We start from the raw sequence: 18861 nt of genomic DNA on the forward strand, positions 1-18861 counted from the left end.
CCCTACACCCGGGCGCTGATGTCCGCGGCGCCGGAGCTGCGCCGGCACGACGGCACCGACCGCGAACGCATCATCCTGCAGGGGGACCCGCCCTCCCCGATCGACCCGCCCACAGGATGCCGCTTCCACACCCGCTGCCCGATGGCCCAGGCCATCTGCGCCACCACCGAACCCGAACTCATCCGGGTCGGGGACACGCACGCGGCCCGCTGCCACTTCGCCACCGACAACGCGGCAAATTAGCACCGCAGGTGTGCCCGACCCGTCGTCTCAAGACAAGGTCCGGCACGCAAGAAGGCTGGTCAACAGGCAGGGTTAAGCGGTTTCCGGAAGTTTGGTTTCCGGAAGCCGCTTTTCCCATGCCCGGCGGCATCCGGCCGGGCTAGAAGAGCGTTTCCTCGGCCTCGGGAACGATTCCCTCGAGCCGCAGCAGGAACAGCTTGCGGTCGAGGCCCCCGGCGTACCCGGTCAACGAGCCGTCTGCACCGATCACCCGGTGGCACGGGACGATGATCGAGACGGGGTTACGGCCGTTGGCCGTCCCCACCGCACGCGTGAGCTTCGGGTCGCCGAGTTCCAGCGCGAGATCGCCGTAGGAACGGGTCTGCCCGAAAGGGATCCTCGCCAGTTCGGCCCAGACCCGCCGCTGGAATTCCGTGCCCGCGGCATCGAGCGGGACGTCGAAGGAGGTGCGCCGGCCGGCGAAGTACTCGCCCAGCTCGCGTGCCGCCCGGGCGATGAACGGGTCATCACCCGGGTCCTCCAGCCTCCGGCCCAGGGACTCTGCCGACGGCGGGTGCGAGTGGTTCACCATGTAGATGCCGGTCACGCCCCGCTCGTTCGCGGCGATCGTCAGCGGCCCGATGGGCGAATCGACCACCGCATGGCAGGGCTCCGGCCGCTCAGCCAAAGATGCCCCGCAGCGCGCCGGCGAACGTCGGGTGCTCGAACTCGAAGCCTGCGGCCTCCAGCACCTCGGAAGTCACGTGCCTGCCGGTGGTCCCCAGCGCGGGATCGGTGTGCAGCAGCACGGCGCCCGCGGCCAGCACCGGCTTGGGGGTGGGCAGGCCGATCTTCTTCATGATCCCCGGGGCCACGCGGGCCCGCAGCAGGGACATCATCTCCGTGTTGCGCACCGGATGCGGTGCGGCAAGGTTGATGACGCCCTCCGGCAACGCGGTGCCTTCCTCGAGACCCAGGCAGGCCCGGACGATGCGCAGCCAGTCGGCCAGGTGGATCCAGCTCACCCACTGTTGGCCGCCGGCCACCGGGCCGCCCAGGCCTGCCTGCGCCAGCAGACCGAGCCTGTCCACCAGCGGGCTTTCCTGCTCGAAGAGCAGCGAGGTGCGCAGGATGTTGACGCGCTCTGCGTTGGCGCCGGCCACGGCTTCCTCCCACGGCCTGGCCACGCCCGTCATCTGGGGCAGCGCCCGGGAGCCGACGGGCAGCGGCGAGGATTCGGTGAGCCGTTCCTCGCCGGCATCGGCAAAGATCGCGGTGGTGCTCGACTGCAGGAAGGCGGCCAGCGGGCGGGGGAGCGCGGCGCTTGCCTCGACGAGCGCCCGGGTCGAATCAACCCGGGAGGAACGCAGCCGCTTGATGTTTTCCGGCGTCGGCGGCAGGTCCACCAGCTCGCCGGCGAGGTTCAGCACGGCGGTCTCGCGGCCCGGCGCATACAGGGCGCCAGCCCAGGGACCCTGGTTTTTTCCGTCCCAGGGCAGCTGCCGGTAGGGGCTTTCCTTGCGCACGCTGCGGGTGAGGATGGTGACCTGGTGCCCGCGGCAATGCAGGTCCGCGGCCGCGCGGCTGCCCAGGAAGCCGTGGCCGCCGGCGATCACCACGCGCAGGTCCTGCGTCTCGGTGCCGCCGGCCAGGGTGTAGAGCCTGGCGCAATTCTGCGCGAAGTTCGCGGCGATCGGCTTGGCCGCGGTCTGCGCGAAGAGCGGGGAGGCGGGCCCGGAGACGGAGACCAGCTGGGTCAGCTCGCAGCCCCCGGAAACCTCCTGCAGCGACCACCGGACCAGCAGGTAGCCGCCGGGCTGCGGCTGGCGCCAGGTCAGGCTGGAGCCCTCGTCGACCCGGGTGATGACCGCGGGCGGGGCCGTCCTGGCGTGGATCGGGCCGATGACATCCCCGGCGGGCACCAGGTCGATTTCGGTTCCGGCCGTCGCGGGTTGCGTGCGCGGGTCCAGCCGCGCGATGGCGAGGTTCCATTCGGGAACCCGGGCGGGATCCCTCAGCACCTCCCACAGGGCGGAAACGGGAAGGGCGAAGAACTGTGTCTGTGTACGCTGCCAAGCCATGGGTTCAGCTTAGCCACTTCCGGGGGCCCGATCGGACGGGCCGCCCGGAAGCGTGTCGGGGCCGGTCCCCGGTCAGGCCTTGGTGACGAACCCGGCCAGCGCCCCGAGCTGTGCCACGCGCACCTCCGGGTCCACGTACATCATGTGTCCCGCGGCGTAGTAGTAGTGGCTGAAGCGGGCGCGTGCCGCGGCCGGGATCTCCAGGTGCGCCCACACGTACTCGGCGGCGAAGTGCGGGGTGGCGCCGTCGTGGTAGCCGTAGTCCACGTGCACGCGCAGTTCCGGGATGTCGATGAGCAGGCGCTCCAGGTCCCGGGTGACGTCGATCGGCTTGCCCTCGAAGGTCTCGTAGCTCCACGGGTGCACCCGGCCGGTGAGCACCTCGTAGGGCAGGTCCGATTCGTAGCCGAGCTCGGCGCGAACGTAGTGGTTGATCGCCGCGGCGTAGGGCGGGGTGATGGCGCGCAGCGAGGGGTCGTCCCAGGTGTGGGATTCCTGCAGGCGCGGCGGAACCCCGGTGAAACGGCCGTCGATGCGCCCGACCATCAGGCCCTTCTCGCGCAGCAGCTCGGTGGCGAATTCCATGTAGTCCCAGCGCAGGTTGGTGCGGCGGATGAAGGCCTCGGACAGCGTGGTGAGCTCGGCCAGGTGCTTGACCGCCCCGTCGAACCTGCGCTTGGACAGCCGGCTGCCCAGGTGCAGGGCCACCACGTAGTCGCCCGCCGCGTAGTCCTCGGCGTCGCGGATGATCTCATCCAGCGGGCGGTTGCCGTGCCGGCCGTGGTAGTGGGCGATCGCGGCGTAGGTCGGCAGGTGCAACGCATAGGGGGTGTCGTTGCCCGGAGCGAAGTCCAGCGTGGACATGTTCAGCACCGTGGAGATCAGGCCCAGGCCGTTCACGGCCATGCCGTGCGCCTCGTGCAGGCGGCGGGCCACGGCCACGGCGCGCATGGTTCCATAGGATTCGCCGACCAGGTACTTGGGGGAGAGCCAGCGCTGGTTGCGGGTGACCCAGAGGCGGATGGCCTCGGCGATCAGGTCGCGGTCCGCGATGAAGGAGTGGAACTCGTCGGTCTTGCCGCCCTCGACCACGCGGGAGAAACCGGTGTTCACCGGGTCGATCATCACGACGTCGGCGTGCTCCAGCAGGGACTCGGGGTTGTCGATGACCGCGTACGGCGCCGGGGTCATGTTCCCGACATCTCCCGAGTCGACGATGCGCGGGCCCAGCAGGCCCATGTGCAGCCAGAGGCTGGCCGAGCCGGGGCCGCCGTTGAAGGCGAAGACCACCGGGCGGCGGTTGATGCTCGGCGGGCCGCTGGGCTTCTTGGCCCGGGCCTTGCTGGCGGCGGTTGCCGGGGCCGCGGTCTCGGGCTCGTCGGCGGTGTAGGAGATCATGAAGATCTCGGCCTTGGGCTTGAATCCGTCGGTCTTGCCTTCGGCATCCTCTTCCCGGCGCAGCACCATCCGGCCGGTGGTGCTGGTGTAGCGCAGGCCCGAGGCGCTGCGGTGCTGGCGGGTAACAAAATCGTCCACGACTTCGGGCTTTTCGGCGGTCGTGGAGGCGGCAGGGGATGAGGCAGGAACATCAGGCATGGGAAGAGCCTACAGCCTGTTGGCGGCAAATCCTGACTCGGGGAATTCCCGGCAAAGACGGGGCAAATTCCCAATTCGGTGGCCTAAAGCCGACTGCTGTGCGGTGCCCTGCCAGGGCGTCCGAAACACCGCTCGTTTCGACCCGCCGCGCGGGTCGTTTTCAGCCCTGCGGCTGGCCGCCGTCGTAGGGGGTGGCGGGAGGAGCCTGCGGCGGGTTCATCGGTGCGCCGGGGTAGGGATTCTGGACCGAGCTTGGGCCCGGTGCGCTGCCGCCGGCCATGCGAACCAGCTCGCCGGTGTGTTCCGCCGTGCGGATCGTGGCAAGCAGGGATTCGAGCCCCATGCGGGCCAGCGCGAGGTAGATGATGGTGACGAGCGGGCCGATGACCAGCAGGACCAAGATTCCGAGCGCCGCGCTTTCGGAGGAGAACGCGGCGACCACCATGCCCAGATACAACACGGCGAGGCCGACGGTGATCAGGATGTAAACGATCTTGACGATCTTGGGCGTTACGAAACTATCGAAGTTAAAATCAAAAAGCCGTTTCATGCTTGTCCCTCATTTCGACCGCGGGTGAATCGAGCGATGGTTGCCCGCCCAGTCAAACACGAAAAGGACGCCCAGGTGAAGGTCTGGGCCACCGACAAAAACGTCCGCCCGGAGGCACTTCCGGGGCGCGAAAAAGCGGGGCGGTTCATCGTGGATGAACCGCCCCGCTTCCTTCGTCAGGCCGTGAGGCTAGACGGTTGCCTCAACGTAAGGTGCGTTTTCGGCAACTTCCTTCTCCATGGCGGAGAATTCGGCCTCAATGGTTTCGTTGTGCTTGTAGGTCATGCGCGAAACAACGAACGCGACCAGGAGGTTCAGCAGGAAGCCGGGGACGATCTCGTACATGGCATCGTGCAGGACCGTGATGTTGCCCCAGACGAAGACGGTGACGGCACCGGTGATCATGCCGGCCAGCGCGCCGGTCGAGGTGAGCTTGCGCCAGTAGAGGCTCAGCAGCACGATCGGGCCGAATGCGGCACCGAAACCGGCCCAGGCGAAGCCGACCAGGTCCAGGATGCTGGAGTCCCGGTTCAGCGCCAGCACCGAGGCGACGACGGCGACGACGAGCACGCCCGAGCGGCCCAGGGCCACCTCGCGCTTGGGGGTCAGCTTCTTGCCGGCGATGTTGTAGAGGTCCTCAACCAGGGCGGAGGAGCAAACGATCAGCTGCGAGGACATGGTGGACATGATGGCGGCCAGCACCGCTGCCAGCACCAGCCCGGCAACGAACGGGTGGAAGAAGATCTGGCTCAGCAGGAGGAAGACGGTTTCCTCGTCCTTGATTTCCTTGGCCGGGTTGCCGGCGAAGTACACGATGCCCACCAGCGCGGTGACGATCGCGCCGATCGCGGTCAGCGCCATCCAGCCGATGCCGATGCGGCGGGCGGTCTTGGCCTCGCTTGGGGTGCGCAGCGCCATGAAACGCACGATGATGTGCGGCTGGCCGAAGTAGCCAAGGCCCCATGCAGCGGTGGAGAAGATCGCGACGGCTGCCAGCACGCCGTTGGTCCCGTCGAAGCTGGAGAACAGGTTCAGTGCGTCGGGGTTGATTGCCGTCAGCTGGGTGGTGAAGTCGCCCATGTTGCCCATCTGGATGACGGCAACGATCGGCACGGCGATCAGGGCCGCGAACATCAACAGGCCCTGGGCCACGTCGGTGAGGGTAGCGCCCAGGAATCCGCCGAAGAGCGTGTAAAGCAGGGTGATGCCAACGACGATGAACATGCCGGTGAAGTAGTTCCAGCCGAAGGACGACTCGAAGAACTTGCCGGCTGCGACCATTCCGGAGGAGACGTAGAAGGTGAAGAACGCCAGGATGATCAGCGACGAAGCGATGCGCAGGAAGTGGCTGTCGTCCTTGAGACGCTTCTCGAAGAAGCTCGGGATGGTGATCGCGTTCTGGGCGACTTCCGTGTAGGAACGCAGGCGCGGGGCCACGAACTTCCAGTTCAGCCAGGCGCCGATGGTCAGGCCGATCGCGATCCAGGCCTCAATCAGGCCGTTGAGGTAGATTGCACCAGGCAGGCCCATGAGCAGCCAGCCGGACATGTCGGAGGCGCCGGCGGAAAGGGCGGCGACCCCTGGCTTCAGGCCGCGGCCCGCGAGCATGTAGTCGTCGATGTTGTTGGTGCGCTTGTAGGCGAAGTAGCCGATGGCCAGCATCGCCGTCAGATACACGGCAATTGCTGTCAACTGGAACGCTTGTTCAGACATGGGGACCTCGTGAATGTGGTGCGTACCGGGAGATGAATGATCTCTCGGCAAGTTGCACTGCCCCCAGCACCGGCCGGGCGTGCACAACGAAGTTTCGAGTATGACAGCAAAAATGCCCGCACCGCGAAGCCGTCAGCCGCCGCGTTATCGTCCTGTGATACGTATTACAGGGGTAGCGAGGTGCTGTCCTGCGTCGTGGGAAGGCTGCCTGCCTGCTCGTGCAAGGCCCTGCGCACGGCGATCAATCCGGGGTGCTGCGCCGAGGAGTGCCGCATGGCCGTGAAGATCGTGCGCTGCGGTGCGCCGGGCAGGTCCACGATGCGCAGATCGAGCTTGCGCGCCGCCCACACTAGGTCCGGAAGCAGCGCAACGGCGTTGCCGGATTCCACCAGCCGCACGTGCGCCTGGAGGTCGGCCGTTTCATAGCGGACGTCGGGTTCGAAGCCGGCCGAGCGGCAGACCTGTTCGGCCCAGTGACGGGAGGCCGCGCCGTGCGGTTCCATGACCCACGGCAGGCCGGAGGCGGCCTCGATCGAGGCGACGTGGTGGAACTCCTCGGGCATCGCGTCGTTGCGCGCGGGCAGGGCCAACCTGATGGCGTCGTGGGCCAGGATCCTGCGGTCCAGTTCGGCGTAGTGCGGGGCGGCGTGTCCGGGGTATTGTTCCGCTACGACTAGGTCAAAGTCGCGCGCCCAGGTTTCGTGCAGGGCCGTTTCCGGCTCGTGCTGGACCATCTCCACGCGCAGGTGCGGGTAGTCCTGGCGCAGCTGCCTGAGCATCGAGGGGATCAGCGAAAGCACTGCCGTCTGGAACACCGCCATGCGCACCGTCCCGGCGATCTCCGGCTGGGTCGAGGCAAGGTCGGCTTCGGCCCGTTCCATGGAGTCCAGCAGCTCGTCGGTGTGGGCCACCAGGACCTCCGCCTGGGGGGTGAGTTGGAGGCGCCGTCCGACCTTGCGCAACAGCTGTACCCCGGTTTCTTTTTCGAGCAGGGAAAGCTGCTGGGAGATCGACGAGGGACTATAGCTCAAGGCGTCGGACACCTCGGCGATCGTCCCGCGGATGCTGAGCTCGCGCAGCAGGCGCAGACGGCGGATTTCAAGCATTGCGACTCCGGGGGTGTGGGGAAGATCTCGGTGATTCTTCGGCGGCGGGAACACCCCAACAATACATTGGGAAAGCCGAATGAAAACCTTCGGGTTTGTTCACTTTCGCTGAAGGTATGGTTGGGGTCATACTGGCTTGTGAACTCGTCTGCCCGCATCCTCTTTGGTGTGCTCCCGGCGGGCGCGTAATCGACAAATATCTCATCTTCCAAGGAGAAGCAGCCGTGTCCCTCGAGACCTCGCACGTGCGCATTGTGCCCCCGGCACTAGCCGCCGATGGCACCCCCCTGGCCCGTCCCCAGGACCTGGCCGATGAAACCATCAAGTTGGTGCGCCACTGGCTCACCGAGGGTGCAAAGGTTCCGGTTGACGCCTCCGCCGCACAGCTTGCCGGCGTGCTGAAAGATCCCAACGGCCTTGACTTCACCGTCGGCTTCGTCGACGGCGTCATCCGTCCCGAGGACCTGAAGGTTGCCGCCCGCAACCTCAAGGCCCTGGCCCCGAAGGTTCCGTCCTTCCTGCCTTGGTACATGAAGTCAGCAGTTGCACTCGGCGGCTTCATGGCCCCGATCATGCCGGGCGTCGTTGTCCCGATCTCCCGCAAGGTCTTGCGCGAAATGGTCGGCCACCTGATCATCGACGCCACCGATGCCAAGCTCGGTGCCTCGATCTCCAAGATCAAGAAGGAGGGCATCGACCTCAACGTCAACCTCCTGGGCGAAGCCATCCTCGGCGAGGGCGAAGCCGCCCGCCGCCTCGAGGGCACCCACAAGCTGCTGTCCCGCGACGATGTCGACTACGTGTCCATCAAGGTTTCCTCCACGGTTGCCCCGCACAACCACTGGGCCTTCGACGAGGCCGTGCAGCACATCATCGAGAAGCTCGTTCCGCTCTACCGCTTGGCCGCCACCTCGGCACCCAAGAAGAAGTTCATCAACCTGGACATGGAAGAGTACAAGGACCTGGACCTGACCATTGCGGTCTTCACCCAGATCCTTGACATGGAAGAGTTCCGCGATCTGGAGGCCGGCATCGTGCTGCAGGCCTACCTGCCGGACGCCCTCTCCGCCATGATCCACCTGCAGGAATGGTCCGCCAAGCGCACCGCCATCGGCGGCGCACCGATCAAGGTCCGCGTCGTGAAGGGTGCAAACCTTCCGATGGAGCAGGTCGAAGCCGACCTCCACGGCTGGCCGGTTGCCACCTGGAACACCAAGCAGGACTCGGACACCTCCTACAAGTCGGTCCTGGACTACGCGCTGCGCCCGGGCCACGTCGAGAACGTGCGCATCGGCATCGCCGGCCACAACCTCTTCGACGTTGCACTTGCCTGGTTGCTGGCACAGTCCCGCGGCGTCACCGCGGGCATCGAATTCGAAATGCTCCTGGGCATGGCCACCGGCCAGGCCGAGGCAGTCCGCAAGGACGTCGGATCGCTGCTGCTCTACACCCCGGTTGTACACCCGGGCGAGTTCGACGTGGCCATCGCCTACCTGATCCGCCGCCTCGAAGAGGGCGCGAGCCAGGAAAACTTCATGTCCGCAGTCTTCGAACTGGACAAGAACGAGGCCCTGTTCGAGCGCGAAAAGAACCGCTTCCTCGCATCGCTGGCCGACCTTGACGACAAGGTTCCGGCACCGCACCGCATCCAGGACCGCAACATCGTCGACGAGGTCGAGGTTGGCGCCAAGCTTGCCGGCCTGGCCAACGGAACCCTCGACTTCGAAAACACCCCGGACACCGACCCGGACCTTCCGGGCAACCGCGCCTGGGGCCGCAAGATCGTGAACAAGATGGTCGGCTCCACCCTGGGTGCCGAGTCCGTGGCCGCTGCCATGATCCACACCGAGGACGAGCTGAACAAGGTCGTCGAGACCGCCGTTGCAGCCTCCGACTCGTGGGTTGCCATGGGCGCTGCCGCCCGTGCCGCCATCCTGCACCGCGCAGGCGTCACCCTTGAGGCCCGCCGCGCCGAGCTGCTCGAGGTCATGGGCTCCGAATGCGGCAAGACCCTGGACCAGGGTGACCCGGAAGTTTCCGAGGCCATCGACTTCGCCCACTACTACGCACAGCGTGGCCTTGAGCTGGAGAACGTTGCCGGCGCCACCTTCGTTCCGTCGAAGCTGACCGTTGTCACCCCGCCGTGGAACTTCCCGGTTGCCATCCCGGCCGGCTCGACCCTGTCGGCCCTGGCCGCGGGTTCCTCCGTCATCATCAAGCCTGCCGGCCAGTCGGCCCGCTCCGGCGCGGTCATGGTCGAGGCACTGTGGGAAGCCGGCGTGCCGCGCGATGTCCTGCAGATGGTCCAGCTCTCCGAGCGCGACCTGGGCACCGAGCTTGTCTCGCACCCGGCCGTCGACCGCCTGATCCTCACCGGTGGCTACGAGACCGCGCAGCTCTTCCGCTCCTTCCGCAAGGACCTGCCGATGCTGGCAGAGACCTCCGGCAAGAACGCGCTGATCGTCACCCCGAACGCCGACCTTGACCTCGCGGCCAAGGACCTGGCTGCATCGGCCTTCGGCCACGCCGGCCAGAAGTGCTCCGCCGCTTCGCTGGTCGTCCTGGTTGGTTCGGCTGCCGAATCCAAGCGCTTCCACAACCAGCTCATCGACGCCGCCCGCTCGCTGAAGGTTGGCTACCCGCAGGATCCGCAGACCCAGATGGGCCCGGTCATCGAGCCCGCACAGGGCAAGCTGCTCCGCGGCCTGACCGTCCTGGGCGAAGGTGAAAAGTGGGTCCTCGAGCCCAAGCAGCTCGATGACTCCGGCAAGCTGTGGAGCCCGGGTGTACGCTCCGGCGTCAAGCGCGGTTCCGAGTTCCACCTGACCGAGTACTTCGGTCCGATCCTCGGCGTCATGACCGCGGAGACCCTGGAAGAAGCAGTGGCGATCGTCAACGACATCGACTACGGCCTGACCTCCGGCCTGCACTCCCTGGATTCCGATGAGATGGCTTACTGGCTGGAGAACATCCAGGCCGGCAACCTCTACGTCAACCGCGGCACCACCGGTGCAATCGTTCAGCGCCAGCCGTTCGGCGGCTGGAAGAAGTCGGCCATCGGTGCAGGCACCAAGGCCGGCGGACCGAACTACCTGGTGGGCATGGGCTCCTGGGAAGACGCCCCGCTTGCCAAGTCCGGCATCCTCTCCGCCTCGGCATCGGCGCTGTTCACCGCAGCTCGCACCGCGGGCCTCGAAGAAGCCGACCTCACCTGGCTCGAAGCTGCCCTGGCATCGGACAACGATGTCTGGATCAACGAGTTCAACACCGCCAAGGACGTTTCCGGCCTGCACGCAGAGCGCAACGTCTTCCGCTACCGCGCCCTGCCGGTGACCGTTCGCTTCGAGGGTGAAACCTCGGGCCACGGCATCGCCGAGCTGGTTCGCGTCGTTGCCGCTGGCATCGCCGCCGGTTCCCGCGTGACGGTTTCCTCCGCAGTCGAGGTTCCGGCCGCGATCCGCACCGTCCTGACCGAGTCCTCTGCCACCGTCGTGGTTGAAGACGCACAGGCCTTCGGCGCCCGCGCCGCCCGCCTGGCAGCCAAGACCGGCCCGGACTCCGCGGCCCGCATCCGCCTCATCGGTGGCTCGATCACCGATGTCGCCGAGGCAACCAACGGCAAGCCGGATGTTGCAATCTACGCCAACAACGTGGTCTCCGCCGGCCGCGTGGAAATGCTGACCTTCCTGCACGAGCAGGCCGTCTCCATCACTGCGCACCGCTTCGGTACCCCGAACCACCTGAGCGACTCGGTTATCTAGTAACCCGAAGCTCTAACGACGAAGGCTCGTAGCGTTCCCCTCAAGGGGAATGCTGCGAGCCTTCTCTGGTTTGAACCGAGTTCCGACGTTCGATTCGGCTGGACACACGCTGAAACGGGCCAGCAACATCGCCAAATAGCGGCTTCAATCCTCGAGCTTCAGCGCCTTGCGCCAAGACAACGCGCTGCCGGTCTGCATGATCGCACGGCGGTAGATGCGTTCGCCGAGCAACACCATGGCCCAAGCTCCGGCCACGGCAATCGCAAGCGAGGCGAAAGGTTCCCACAGCGGTACATCGGAGCTGAGCAGGCGGATAGGCATAGCAACCGATGAGATCACCGGGATGTAGGACGCGACAACCAGCAGCGTGCCCTTGGCATAGATCCCCACGAACAACACGGCGACCAACACGGTGATCACCGGTCCCGTCGATTGCTGCAGGTCCTCGGTGCGGGAGGCCATCGAGCCAAGGGCCGCCCAGATCGCTGCAAGGATCAGGAACCCGGCCAGGAAGAATGCCAGGAACCAGCCGGAGGTCGCGATGACCACCGAAAGGAACGGAATCGACGTCGGCATCATGCTCAGCGCGAGCAGACCGATGCCCACGAAGAGGCAGAGCTGGCCCATGGCCAGGATCAGGTTGCCCAGGATCTTTCCGGCGAGCAGCTGGCGGATGGGGATCGCGGTGGCGAGGATTTCCACCACGCGGTTCTGCTTTTCCTCCACCACGGAGTTGGCGATCGGCATGCCGAAGATCAGCGCCGACATGTAGAAGAGGAACGAGAAGATGAATCCCATGACGGTGGCCATCGAGTTGCGTTCCTGGTCGCCCTCGAGCAACACCGGGGTGACGGTGGATCCCGCGGTCAAGGATTCGACCGAGACCCCCACGCTCTGGGCGTTGGACTCGAGTGCATGCGCCGCAGCCGCATCGGCGAGCAGCTTCTCCACCGAAGCGGGGACGTCCGCCAGCCCGGTGAGGTTGTAGCCCTCGGTTGTCGGCGTGAGCACCAGATCCGTGTTCTTGGCCCGCAATGCCTCCATGGCCTGTTCCTCGGTTCCGAGCGGAGCGGGCGTCAACACGATCTTTTGGTCTTGTTCCACGGCGAGTTCGTTGGCTGCGTGGACCAGTGCGGCAGCTCGGTAATCTTTGGCGAAGGCCACTGAGGCCTCCGTGGTGCGGTCTGCCAGCAGGCCAGAGATGACCACCGATCCGACGATCAACGCGAGGGTGATGGCCGTGGAAATGATGAAGGACTTGTCGCGGAGCCTCACCGTGACCTCGCGCAGGGTCACGATCAGCCACGGCATGCCTTGCCGGGTCGCGGCCGGTGTTGTGGTGCTCATCGGATGACCTCCCGGTAGATTTCCGCAAGCGAGGGGCGCTGGGGTGCGAACTCCGTGACGCTTCCGCGTTCGATTGCCGCGCGCAGGATGCGCTGGGAGGCTTCTTCACTGGCGAACTCGACGACGGCGCGGGGCCCGGAAACGTCGAGGACGTTCACCTCGGGCTGTTCGCGCAGCCAGCCGGCATCCGGCGGGGTCACCATCACGTGTGTGGACCTGGCGCGGGCGCGCAGCTCGTCGGCGGAACCGGAGGCGACGATCTTGCCCTCGGCGAGCACCACCAGGTTGTCGCAGAGCTGATCGATCAAATCCAGCTGGTGGCTGGAGAAGAGGATCGGAACGCCCGTGGCCGCGCGTTCTGCCAGCAGCGAGCTCATCGAGTCCACGGCGATCGGGTCGAGTCCCGAAAACGGTTCGTCCAAGATCAGCGCCGTGGGGTGGTGCATCAGCGAGGCCGCGACCTGTACGCGCTGCTGGTTGCCCAGAGACAACGATTCGAGCTTGTCCTTGGTGCGGTCGGCAATGCCGAAGCGGTCGAGCAGGTTCAGTGCCTCGGTGCGGGCGTCGTGCCGGCCCATGCCGTGCAGCTGGCCCAGGTACTGCAGCTGGTCGAGCACCTGTTGCTTGGGGTAGAGCCCGCGCTCCTCGGGCATGTAGCCGAAGCGGGCCCGGTCGGTACCCGCAAGCGGCTCGCCGTTGAAAAGCACCTCCCCGCCGTGCACCTTGAGCACGCCCATGATGATGCGCATGGTGGTGGTTTTGCCGGCGCCGTTGGCCCCGACAAAACCCGTCATGCCGTTGGCCGGGACGCCGAAGGAGACGTCGTGCAAGACCGTACGTTCCCCAAAGCGCCGCGTAAGATTCCGTACCTCTAGCAACTGCTGGTTTCCTCACCTTGAAGCTGGTTGTTCCCGTGCCCTCCAATCTATGTCGGGCCCCGCGGCGGGCGGATCGTTCAAACGAATGAACTTGTGGGAAGCGGTTTACTGGATCTCAGTCAAAGGGATGAGGTGCGCGCGGTACGCAAAGACGACTGCCTGGACCCGGTCCCGCAGCCCGGCCTTGGCAAGGATGTTGGACAGGTGGGTTTTCACCGTCGCCTCGGAGATGGAAAGGACCGCGGCGATCTCCGTGTTGGACAGGCCCCTGGCCAGCCTGGTGAGCACCTCGAGTTCGCGGGCCGTCAGCGCGTCGAGGACACGCTGGTCCTCCGGGTCCAGCGGCACCTGCGCGGCGGCGGGCGCCGATCGTTCCGCACCGGTGCCGCGGCGGATGATGCGCAGCGTGACCTCGGGGGAGAGCAGCGCCTGGCCTCCGGCCGCGGCGTGGACGGCGGCCAGCAGCCTTTCAGGTTCCGTGTTCTTCAGCAGGAAGCCGCTGGCCCCGGCGTCGATCGCGTCGAAGAGGTAGTCGTCCCGGTCGAAGGTCGTCAGCACCACGACCTTCGCACTGCTGGCCGCGGTGATCTGTTTGGCTGCAGCAACGCCGTCGAGCACGGGCATCTGGATGTCCATCAGCACCACGTCCGGGTTCAGGGACAGAGCTGCGGCGACTGCCTGCGCGCCGTCGGCTACGGTGCCGACGACCTCAAGGTTTTCGTCGGTGCCGATGATCAGTTCCAGCGAGGAACGGATCAGCGGCTGGTCGTCGCAGATCAGGATGCGGGTCTTGCTCATGCTGTGGCCTCCGTGGCGAGGGGTGAAAGCGGGGTGGTGCCGGGAATGCGCAGGCGTGCTCGCGTGCGCCACCCGGCGGGGGAGCGGGGCCCGATGTCGACGAGCCCGTGGTGCAGTTCGGCGCGCTCGCGGATGCCGCGCAACCCAAACCCGCTGCCACCAGTGCCCGGGCGCTGGTTGCCGTCGTCGGTGACCTCGACCTCCGCCCATTCGCCGGTCCCGTCGACGCCGCTGCGCAGCGACAGCACGGCGGAGCGCGCCGTCGAGTGTTCGCGCACGTTGGCCAGGGACTCGGCGGCAATGCGGTACAGGGCCAGGCCGAGCCCTGCGCCCACCGAGTCGAGGAAGCCCTCGCGGTGTTCGACGGTGATCAGCTCGACGCGGACCCCCGCCCGGGCGGACTGTTCGATGAGTGCCGGAATGTCGGTGAGCCCGGGTTCGGGGGAGCGGTCTGCGTCTGCGTCAGGGGATTCCTCCGCGGCTTGGTCCTCGTGACGCAGCACCCGCAGCAGTGAGCGGGTTTCCCCGACGGCTTGGCGCGCCGATTCCTCGATGCCGCGCATCAGCTCGGATGCGCGCTGCGGATCCCGGGACTGCACCATGCGGGCGGCCGCGGCCTGCACCCCGACCGCCGAAATGTGGTGCGCCACCACGTCGTGCAGCTCGCGTGCGATGCGCAGGCGTTCGTCGATGACGGCCCGGCGGGCAAGCTCCTTGGATTGCTCGCGGAGCTTTTCGGCCTGCGCCACCAGCAGCTCGTGCTGCCAGGCGCTGCGCCACGACGAGAGGCCCAGGAAGATGGCCCCGCCAAAGTAGAAGAGATTGACCAGGAAGTTGTATCCGGCGTAGGCAACCACCGGATCGATGAAACCGGAGGTGTCGATCGCCAGGGGCAGGTCCAGCTCGGAACCGAACACCAGTTTGGCGTTGGTGATCGAAATGACCAGCCATAGGAACATCACCAGGACGACCCCGCCCAGGGCCAAACGAAGGGCCCTGCGGTCCCGTGCCCAGGTGACCGCCGAATAGAGCCCCACGAAGTAGGCAATCTGCGGAGCCAGCTGGATCATGACCTGCGGCAGCCACATGCCAAAGCCGATGAACAGCGCCGAGAGCAACAACATGGAACCGACGGGGAAGCGTCGGCGGACGGCCAGCGGCGCAATCAGTGCACACATGGCAAGGTAGCTCATCGTGCGGTCGGGGGCGTCCTCGGCCGGCGCGAAGCTGAGGACCATTTCCATGCCCAGCAGCGAGCAGGCCATGACCAGCAGCGTCACCCATGCATCGCGGCGAAGCTGTTCCGTGCTCGGCAGGGGTCGTTCCCATTCCGGCGGAGGGAAATCACCCGGAAGGAAGCGCTGGCGCATGGCCGGTGGTTTCATCTTTTTCATCTTCCGTCTGGATCAATCCGTCAAGGTCCCGCCATCGAACCTATCCCATGGCGCCATCGCCGCCGAAAGACTCTTGTCTGGTGTGACAAAAAGGTGTTGTGTGGGGCCATGAGTACGCCCATCGAAGACTACGCATTGCTGTCCGACCAGCGGACCGCGGCGCTGGTGTCGCGCAACGGCTCCGTCGACTGGTTGTGTTTTCCGCGCTTCGACTCCGGCAGCGTGTTTGCCGCGCTGGTCGGAACCAAGGACCACGGGCGCTGGCTGCTGGCGCCGCGCGACGGGCACGTCATTGGCCGAAACTACCTGAACTCGTCCTTTGTCCTGCGCACCCTGTGGGGGAACGACACGGGCCAGGTGCTCGTCACCGATTTCATGCCGGTGGGCAACGGCCGTTCCAGCGTGATCAGGCGCGTCGAGGGCCTGAGCGGTTCGATGCTGATGGAGCACGAGCTGATCATGCGCTACGACTACGGCAAGGTCCTGCCCTGGGTCCGGCGCAGCTTCGACACGGTGCAGGGCACCGAATCGCTGATCGCGGTGGCCGGACCGCACGCGGCCGTCCTGCACGCCACCCGCCTGCCCAAGGCCCACCTGCATGCGCACCGCGACGAGTTTGTGGTGAACGCCGGGGACATCTTCGATTTCGAGTTCGCCTTCCACCCGAGCCACGAAGCGAGCCCCGGCCCGAGCGACGTGGGCCTGAGCATGACCCGGACGGCGAAACACTGGCACGACTGGGCGAGCGACATCCCGCCGCACGGCGACTACGAACCCGTTGTCAGGCGTTCGCTGCTGGTGCTCAAGGCGCTGACCCACGAGGCGACCGGCGGCATCGTCGCTGCCCCCACCACCTCGCTTCCGGAATTCCTGGGCGGGGAGCGAAACTGGGACTACAGGTTCTGCTGGTTGCGCGATGCGGCACTGACCCTGCAGGCCATGATGACGCACGGCTACGGCACCGAGGCTCTGCGGTGGCGCGACTGGCTGCTGCGCGCCATCGCCGGGGACCACCACCAGCTGCAGATCATGTACGGGATCGACGGCAAGCGGGAACTCACCGAGCGCGTCCTGCACCACCTGCCCGGGTACGCGGGATCCGTCCCGGTGCGCATCGGCAACGGGGCCGTGAGCCAGTACCAGGGGGACGTGATCGGTGAGGTCATGGTGGCCCTGGAGGAGCTGCGCATGCTCGGCGGGCACGAGGACCACTTCTCCTGGCCGCTGCAGAGGGCGCTGATCGACTACGTGCTGGACAACCTCTCGCGCAAGGACCGCGGCCTGTGGGAAATGCGCGGGGATCCGCAGCACTTCACGCATTCGCGCGTCATGATGTGGGCCGCCCTGGACAGCGGGGTGCGGGCCGTGAAGCTCCACGGGCTGGCCGGCGAGGTCGAGGCCTGGGCCGATGCCCGCGACAAGCTCAGGGAGGAGATCCTGGCCCGGGGATTCAACACGGAGCTGGACTGCTTTACCCAGACCTACGACGGGACCGAGGTCGACGCGTCCCTGTTGGTGCTGGCGCAGGTCGGGTTCGTCGACCACCAGGACCCGCGGATGCTCGGCACCGTGAAACGCATCGAGGCGGAGCTGGTCGACGACCACGGGTTCATCAGGCGCTACCGGACAGAGGTCGGTACCGACGGGCTGCCGCCGGGCGAATACGCCTTCCTGGTGTGTTCCTGCTGGCTCGTCGAGCAATACGCCCACTCCGGCCGGCTCGCCGACGCCCGCGGGCTCATGGACCGGGTGGCCGGCGTCGTGAACGACCTGGGCCTGGTCTCGGAGGAGTACGACCCCGCCAGCGGGCACATGGCTGGCAACTTCCCGCAGGCGCTGTCCCACCTGGGGCTGATCCGCGCCGCCGACGCCATCGAGGAGGCGGCGGGCAACCGCCCGGCCCACCCGCGCAGGGCGTACACGTAGGCGCGGCGCGGGCGGGCCCCGGAACCTAGTGGTCGGGCAGCGGCAGCGGCTTGTCCAGCGGCTGGCGTGCCGCGTTCATGTCCATGCCGAAGTCCCTGGCGAAGACCGTCCGGGTGGAGGTGTAGATGCCCTCGGCGTTCTCGTCGAGCTCGAAGACGCGGGCGCCGCGCAGCTGGTGCTTGTCCGCGCCGCTCTTGCCGTACGGGCCGAACCCGGTGCCCGGGCCGTAGCCCAGCTCGATCCCGAAGTAGTTGCCCATGTAGGAATTGATGTGGTCGTGGCCGCAGTAGGCGCCGCGCACGTCCCCGCGCTCCAGCAGCGCGGTGAACAGGCCGGAGTTGAAGGCGCCGGCGTAGACGCCCTCGTTCTTCTCGCCGACGATGCTGTGCTTCTTGACCGCGGCCGCGTGGTCGGCCTCGTTGGAGGTGAACTGGGAACCGTACCACATATGGTGGTGCTCCCAGAGGGGGATGTGGAAGAACATGAGCGAGGGGATCTTGCCGTGGCGGCGCTCGGCGGCCATCGAGGCCTCGCGGTACCACTGGACCTGTTCCGGGCGGATCCAGTCGTAGTTCTTCAGGCCCTTGAAGTCCTGTCCGGCGATCTGGCTGGCGGCGTAGCGACCTGAATCCAGCAGCCAGATGCCGAACTTCGGCTTGTTGCCGCTGGATCCGGCAATCAGCAGCTGCGAGTTCGAGGAACCGAAGACGTCGTCCTCGCGGGTGTTCACGTTGTACTCGTAGCCGCGGACGAATTCCAGCATCTTCGCCTCGGTCATGCCGGTGCCGTGGACGAGGGAATCCTCGTCGTGGTTGCCGAAGGTCAGCGCCCACTTCACCTTGCGGGACTCCATCGGCTGGATGACGTTATTGATTGCCTGCTTGACCTCGGTCGCGGTCTTCGGCTGGCCGTCGATGACGTCGCCGTTGATCAGCACGAAGTCGGGCTTTTCGGCCTCGATGACCTTGTCCATCAGTTCCAGGGTGCGCCGGTCGGTCAGCGGCCCGTCCTGGGTGTCGTTGAACTGCACGATCTTGAACTTGCCGTCAGTGCGGAACTTCAGCTTTGCGCTCACCGATGATTCGGGCTGGTTGGCGGCGGAATCGGCGGTTGCGGATTGCGCTCCTGCAGCCAGGATGCCGGTCACAGCCGCTGCGGCGCCGCCGACGAGGATTCCGCGGCGGGGGACCGAAGATAAGGGATTCACACTCATGCCTTTCGAGGATTTCGACCATGGAGAAGTACCGAACACGAAGGGTTCGGGGTCGTGTTCTTGAGCGTAGGAATTACACATGTCCGGAAGGTGGAATGGCGGTGGCGAACACGGTCAGGTCAAGCAAATACTGGGTATTATTTGGGTAAACAATGAAAGGTCCGCCGTTGGTTTCCGTGCCGGTCGCCCCTGCCGCGGAGCTTCCCATTGCCTTGCGGCCATGTCGTGCGATGCTTGCTTCATTCGGTTTCACGAGTCCGAAAGCTGGAAGAGTCC

Annotated in this window: 15 protein-coding genes; 3 read left to right on the plus strand and 12 right to left on the minus strand. The window is 66.3% G+C overall.

Annotated elements, in window-relative coordinates; genetic code table 11:
* On the plus strand, positions 1-243 hold a 243-nt coding region (locus ACFY5D_RS19255; RefSeq protein WP_387533680.1), incomplete at its 5' end, for an oligopeptide/dipeptide ABC transporter ATP-binding protein.
* 139 nt (positions 244-382) lie between these two features.
* On the opposite strand, the gene ACFY5D_RS19260 is transcribed toward ACFY5D_RS19255, so the two are convergent.
* From ACFY5D_RS19260 to ACFY5D_RS19285, 6 genes are all read right to left on the minus strand, one after another.
* Entirely contained in the window at positions 383-880 is a 498-nt protein-coding gene (locus ACFY5D_RS19260) for a methylated-DNA--[protein]-cysteine S-methyltransferase (RefSeq protein WP_387533682.1), read from the minus strand.
* Positions 881-902: 22 nt separating this feature from the next.
* Positions 903-2303: a DUF1731 domain-containing protein gene (locus tag ACFY5D_RS19265; protein ID WP_387533684.1), complete on the minus strand. Its 1401-nt coding sequence runs from the start codon at positions 2301-2303 to the stop codon at positions 903-905.
* Between the two features lie 72 nt (positions 2304-2375).
* Positions 2376-3899 carry a S10 family peptidase gene (locus ACFY5D_RS19270; protein WP_387533686.1) on the minus strand — a complete coding sequence of 508 codons (1524 nt, stop codon included), beginning with the start codon at positions 3897-3899 and terminating at the stop codon, positions 2376-2378.
* Between the two features lie 160 nt (positions 3900-4059).
* Positions 4060-4449, minus strand: coding sequence for a DUF4282 domain-containing protein (locus ACFY5D_RS19275; RefSeq protein ID WP_387533688.1), 390 nt, complete (start codon positions 4447-4449; stop codon positions 4060-4062).
* A 189-nt stretch (positions 4450-4638) separates the two neighbouring features.
* On the minus strand, positions 4639-6162 hold the full coding sequence (gene putP / locus ACFY5D_RS19280) for a sodium/proline symporter PutP (RefSeq protein WP_387533690.1): 1524 nt from the start codon (positions 6160-6162) through the stop codon (positions 4639-4641).
* A gap of 164 nt (positions 6163-6326) precedes the next feature.
* Positions 6327-7268 (minus strand): LysR family transcriptional regulator, encoded by a 942-nt coding sequence (locus ACFY5D_RS19285; protein WP_387533692.1) that lies wholly within the window; start codon positions 7266-7268, stop codon positions 6327-6329.
* Positions 7269-7492: 224 nt separating this feature from the next.
* On the opposite strand from ACFY5D_RS19285, the gene ACFY5D_RS19290 reads away from it, so the two are divergent.
* Complete coding sequence (locus ACFY5D_RS19290) at positions 7493-11029, plus strand: proline dehydrogenase family protein (RefSeq protein ID WP_387533694.1); 3537 nt, start codon at positions 7493-7495, stop codon at positions 11027-11029.
* A gap of 144 nt (positions 11030-11173) precedes the next feature.
* Here the strand turns inward: ACFY5D_RS19290 and ACFY5D_RS19295 are convergent, their stop codons facing one another.
* The 4 genes from ACFY5D_RS19295 to ACFY5D_RS19310 form a co-directional block, all read right to left on the minus strand.
* Positions 11174-12376, minus strand: coding sequence for an ABC transporter permease (locus ACFY5D_RS19295; RefSeq protein WP_387533696.1), 1203 nt, complete (start codon positions 12374-12376; stop codon positions 11174-11176).
* Positions 12373-13206 (minus strand): ABC transporter ATP-binding protein, encoded by an 834-nt coding sequence (locus ACFY5D_RS19300; RefSeq protein ID WP_387533698.1) that lies wholly within the window; start codon positions 13204-13206, stop codon positions 12373-12375. Before ACFY5D_RS19300 ends, ACFY5D_RS19295 begins: the two co-directional genes overlap by 4 nt.
* A gap of 153 nt (positions 13207-13359) precedes the next feature.
* Positions 13360-14052: a response regulator gene (locus ACFY5D_RS19305; protein WP_387533700.1), complete on the minus strand. Its 693-nt coding sequence runs from the start codon at positions 14050-14052 to the stop codon at positions 13360-13362.
* Positions 14049-15437 carry a sensor histidine kinase gene (locus ACFY5D_RS19310; protein WP_387533702.1) on the minus strand — a complete coding sequence of 463 codons (1389 nt, stop codon included), beginning with the start codon at positions 15435-15437 and terminating at the stop codon, positions 14049-14051. Before ACFY5D_RS19310 ends, ACFY5D_RS19305 begins: the two co-directional genes overlap by 4 nt.
* 102 nt (positions 15438-15539) lie before the next feature.
* Here ACFY5D_RS19310 and ACFY5D_RS19315 point away from each other — a divergent pair, with 102 nt between their 5' ends.
* Positions 15540-17372 (plus strand): glycoside hydrolase family 15 protein, encoded by a 1833-nt coding sequence (locus ACFY5D_RS19315; protein WP_387533704.1) that lies wholly within the window; start codon positions 15540-15542, stop codon positions 17370-17372.
* Between the two features lie 25 nt (positions 17373-17397).
* On the opposite strand, the gene ACFY5D_RS19320 is transcribed toward ACFY5D_RS19315, so the two are convergent.
* Complete coding sequence (locus ACFY5D_RS19320; RefSeq protein WP_387533706.1) at positions 17398-18585, minus strand: metallophosphoesterase family protein; 1188 nt, start codon at positions 18583-18585, stop codon at positions 17398-17400.
* Between the two features lie 73 nt (positions 18586-18658).
* Positions 18659-18838 carry a hypothetical protein gene (locus ACFY5D_RS19325; RefSeq protein WP_387533708.1) on the minus strand — a complete coding sequence of 60 codons (180 nt, stop codon included), beginning with the start codon at positions 18836-18838 and terminating at the stop codon, positions 18659-18661.
* Positions 18839-18861 lie beyond the last annotated feature (23 nt).

Source organism: Paeniglutamicibacter sp. NPDC012692 (assembly GCF_042901625.1).
GTDB lineage: Bacteria > Actinomycetota > Actinomycetes > Actinomycetales > Micrococcaceae > Paeniglutamicibacter.

Coding starts and splice junctions, on each gene's coding strand:
- ACFY5D_RS19305 (WP_387533700.1), bottom strand. CDS start 14,052: ATGAGCAAGACCCGCATCCTGATCTGCGACGACCAGCCGCTGATCCGT.
- ACFY5D_RS19275 (WP_387533688.1), bottom strand. CDS start 4,449: ATGAAACGGCTTTTTGATTTTAACTTCGATAGTTTCGTAACGCCCAAG.
- ACFY5D_RS19310 (WP_387533702.1), bottom strand. CDS start 15,437: ATGAAACCACCGGCCATGCGCCAGCGCTTCCTTCCGGGTGATTTCCCT.
- ACFY5D_RS19320 (WP_387533706.1), bottom strand. CDS start 18,585: ATGAGTGTGAATCCCTTATCTTCGGTCCCCCGCCGCGGAATCCTCGTC.
- ACFY5D_RS19295 (WP_387533696.1), bottom strand. CDS start 12,376: ATGAGCACCACAACACCGGCCGCGACCCGGCAAGGCATGCCGTGGCTG.
- ACFY5D_RS19265 (WP_387533684.1), bottom strand. CDS start 2,303: ATGGCTTGGCAGCGTACACAGACACAGTTCTTCGCCCTTCCCGTTTCC.
- ACFY5D_RS19285 (WP_387533692.1), bottom strand. CDS start 7,268: ATGCTTGAAATCCGCCGTCTGCGCCTGCTGCGCGAGCTCAGCATCCGC.
- ACFY5D_RS19270 (WP_387533686.1), bottom strand. CDS start 3,899: ATGCCTGATGTTCCTGCCTCATCCCCTGCCGCCTCCACGACCGCCGAA.
- putP (WP_387533690.1), bottom strand. CDS start 6,162: ATGTCTGAACAAGCGTTCCAGTTGACAGCAATTGCCGTGTATCTGACG.